Source organism: Mucilaginibacter sp. (genome assembly GCF_036383575.1).
Lineage (GTDB): Bacteria > Bacteroidota > Bacteroidia > Sphingobacteriales > Sphingobacteriaceae > Mucilaginibacter.
Genome location: NZ_DASVOB010000716.1, coordinates 1 through 3,815 on the forward strand (window position 1 = coordinate 1; position 3,815 = coordinate 3,815).

Here is a 3,815-nt window from a genome sequence, read left to right on the forward strand (position 1 = left end):
TCAGCAGGATCCTGAAATCCAAAAGGCAAGAAAGATCGCTCGTCTGCAAAAAGAAGCGCAAAAACTCGGCCTTACACTTCAAAATGCAGCTTGATTATGAATGCTTTACATGCACGTCATTATAAGGTACGAAGCAATCCCTAACTATACAGAGCCGCTCTACTTGTAGGGGATTGCTTCGTTCCTTATAATGACGTAATTGTAAGTTATTGATTATTAAGTGTATATTTTGGGCCGATTTTATAACATGGGCGTTGCCTGCGGCCCGGGCTTTCCGTTACAAGTCCTCGCCTTCCCTACCCTCAATCCCTACACGCGCTGTGGGCTTCCACTGCAATCCCCAACGCGCCCCCGCACAACATCCCTAAAATATATTTTTTCTACGTCATTACGGTTTTTTCCAAGGCTCCCTGGTGGATACTCGCAATGACGTTTTTTTTAAACAGCTCTTTATAAAACACAAAAGGCATCCCCTCGCGGAATGCCTTTGTTCATTGATCGGTTTAGGTTAAAAGCCTCGTCAATTATATCAGTGCGGTTGAATCATAAAGCTGGATACTATCACAGCAACCCATTTCTAATCTCCACCCCCTGATCACGTTAAAAAAAGGTTTAGGTATAAAGAACTCATTTTTCTTTGGCCGGAGGCAGTAACTAAACTCACCTCCAACCGCAGATTTCTTCAATAAAAAGGTTTAGGATTTTGAAATCATATGTACTCTCCCTCAAAAATCTCTAATCACAAACCTTAACCATGATGCATAATCTATCAGGATTTCATAACCTGTTTACAAATTTTATGCATCAGGATATTTCAATTATTCGCCTTTAGTGGTGGCGCCGCCTTTGCCCTGGTTTTCGATCTGCAGTTTTTTAAGCATTTCGGTACCAATCAGGGCATCAATCATACCGCTGCCGCTGCCATCTTTACCGCTCACCAATATCTCAGGTACTAACCTGATACCGGCGGCAGCCAAAGCTTCGGCCACACGTACTATGGCGTATTGTTCGGTACCCATCGCTTCGGTTTTTTGTTTGGTTACCTCGGCTTCTGATAAACCTATCGCTTTGATCTTGGCGCCTTCGGCCAAACCATTCACCTCTGTAGCGTTAGCATCGGCTTTTGCGTTCACGGTTTTGGCTTCAGCATCGGCTTTTGCTATGGTGATCCTTACCTCGGCATCGGCTTTGGCGTTGATAGTTTTAGCTTCGGCCTCACCTTTTGATGCGGCAACCCTTGAAGCAGCCATCTGGGTGTTGATCTCAACCTGGCGGGTTGATTTCACTACTTCCGGCTGCATATCGGCACCGGCGCGGGCACTTTCAAATTCCTTACGTTCAATTTGCGCATGGCGCTGAATTTCGTAAGTAACCTTTTCCTCTTCGGCCAGTTTACGGTCAGTAAGGGTTTTCATCAGCGCAGCCGGAGGCACGATATCACCTATCAGGGTATCCACGCCAATTACGTTGTAGGTTGTTAATACCGCGCCAATATGCTCGCGAGCATCTGTTTGCCTTTGGATACGATTGGCCAAAAATCCGATCACATCACTTTTTTGGGCCGAGTTACGGAAGTAGTTGGCAATAGTAGGTTCCAATACCTGCGATACCAGGTTTTTCATTTTACCAAAACGGGCAATCACCTTTGGTGCTTCATTACGCGGCACGTGAATGATCTGTGATACATCCAAATTGAATGTAAAACCATCACTTGACCTTACCGTAATGGTACACAGGTTTTTATCCAATTCATGCGCCTCGGTACGGCTATCGGCCCAGTTAAGCACGATGTTGGTGGTAGGGACAATCTCAACCGCATGGGTATAAATGTTAACCGGGTGCTTGCCCGGATCCAAGGGCTCTTCCCAAACACCTTTTTGGTTACGTTTAACAATATTACCGTGCTTAAAGTTATCGCCACTGGTATCCAAACCTTCCGGGCCTACAAAGGAGTTTACAACGCCCACATAACCGATTGGGATATAGGTCATGTCAACCTGTTCAACAATTACAAACCATGGGTTTAAGTAATAAGTACCGGCCAGTATCACATCCTCCTGCAAACCCTTGCGGCCGCCGGCGTTAATAAACGCAATGGGATCCTGATAGTTCTTGTGACCGGCTACCGATTCGCCGGCAATTTCGCCCTTATCCAGCGGCTCACCATCCAGGGTGGTAACAATACCTACCTTATTTTCCTGGATCTGGGTAATAGGCACCATCTCTATCTCAAACAAAAACGTATTGATACGATAGCTACCCGGCGTAAGAAAAGCGGCCTGCGGGCCTTTTTGGCCCTTGTTATCCAAAAACGCAATGGCATCCTGAAATTTATCGCACTCAACCGGTTTTCCCAATACACGGCCGGTATCAAACGACGCACCGTCTTTAGCTTTGATCAGCCCAAGCTTACCCTGCTCAATAATGGTAAATGGCTCCATATTAATGGTATACTGCCAGGGCCACATACGCCAGTACAAACCAGGAGCAAGCGCTTTGGCCTGCATACCGGCTTCGCCATTAGTGGCTATAATACGACCATCGGGCAAACGGGTATTGCCCGACAGGGTGAACTTTTTGATCACCAAACCGATACGGTTGTCGGGCACGATAACCATACCGAAAAACACGCGCAAAACAAATTTGTACATCAGCAATAACACTATGACGGGTATAACCCACCACAGACTAACAATTAGATTGTCCATTTTTTTAAAGATTGTTTTTGATTTTTTTATTAACGGAACCCTTAAGGTGCGGGCCCTCACAATACTTATAGCTTACCTGGAAGAGTACCTTGGCTATATAGTGTCATTAAGACAGTTGCAGTTATGCTTTGTTACGAAAAATCTTTAAAATATTTTACAGGCAACGTCAAACCCATGTAATTAATTGATACACAGAAAGTAAATTTTATAATGATTTTTCAAAAAACATTTAACAATCCCCATAGTTAAACTGGTATCATATTGTTTAATGAAAACTTAACATTACCGCTATGAGCATTCCTAAAGACACCAAAAAAGAAGGCACCAAAGCAGGTACAACAAAAGCGGAGGGGCAAAAAGCCAAAGAGCTCAAAACCGAAGGCCCGCTAAGTGAAAAGGACGAAGTGAAGCAGGCAGAAGAGCGTATTAAAAAAGGTTTGAAGAAGTAATCGTGTAAAGTCAATAGTACTAAGTCTTAAGTCTGTTTTTCGCCTCTCTATACTTTGAACTTTAGACTAAAGACTAAGCTCACAGTAAGCCCACCTCCGTTTGCGCTTTCAATTTCAAAAGCAATTGTATAGTTTTATCCAAACATTTTATGTTATGATAAAACAAGGCTTTTTATTGCTTGCTGTTGTGACACTTTTTATAACATCATGCAAACCCACAGTTTCGGTTACAACGCTTACCGGTAAATGGAAGTATGTAAAAATTGAGCACCCGAATGCCAGTCCGCCGGATACTGTAAAACAAGCTGAGTTAGATGCAAACGTGCCTTACATTCAGTTTACGCCCGAAATGAAGTTCCTGATAGTTTGGGGTGGCAAGTTCCTTTCGCACGGCAGCTTTACGCTTAATGGCAGCAACATGAATATCACCGAGAAACTACCTGATGGTAAAACGCGCGATTTTGTTTTTTACGTTTCGGAACTAACCGAAAATAAAATAGTTTTTGAAAGCACCGGCCCCGATGGCTCAAAGGTTACTGCTTTGCGGGCAAGCAAATTTTAACGATGATTTCCTCCGTTATTGCAAGGCTGTTGCCTTGTGGTAGCAGTGCTGTGCAAGCGCCGTTGTTGGTGTTGTCACCATAGGCGTTCGGAAGAT

General features: G+C 44.1%; 3 protein-coding genes. 2 read left to right on the forward strand and 1 reads right to left on the reverse strand.

Annotated features, from left to right (window positions below):
* Positions 1-818: 818 nt before the first annotated feature.
* The gene (locus VF500_RS25715; protein WP_330862400.1) at positions 819-2,708 is read right to left on the reverse strand and encodes an SPFH domain-containing protein; all 1,890 of its coding nucleotides are present in this window, start codon (positions 2,706-2,708) and stop codon (positions 819-821) included.
* A gap of 290 nt (positions 2,709-2,998) precedes the next feature.
* On the opposite strand from VF500_RS25715, the gene VF500_RS25720 reads away from it, so the two are divergent.
* Both VF500_RS25720 and VF500_RS25725 read left to right on the forward strand, forming a co-directional pair.
* Positions 2,999-3,157, forward strand: coding sequence for a hypothetical protein (locus VF500_RS25720; RefSeq protein WP_330862401.1), 159 nt, complete (start codon positions 2,999-3,001; stop codon positions 3,155-3,157).
* Between the two features lie 154 nt (positions 3,158-3,311).
* Positions 3,312-3,719 (forward strand): hypothetical protein, encoded by a 408-nt coding sequence (locus tag VF500_RS25725; protein WP_330862402.1) that lies wholly within the window; start codon positions 3,312-3,314, stop codon positions 3,717-3,719.
* Positions 3,720-3,815: the final 96 nt, after the last annotated feature.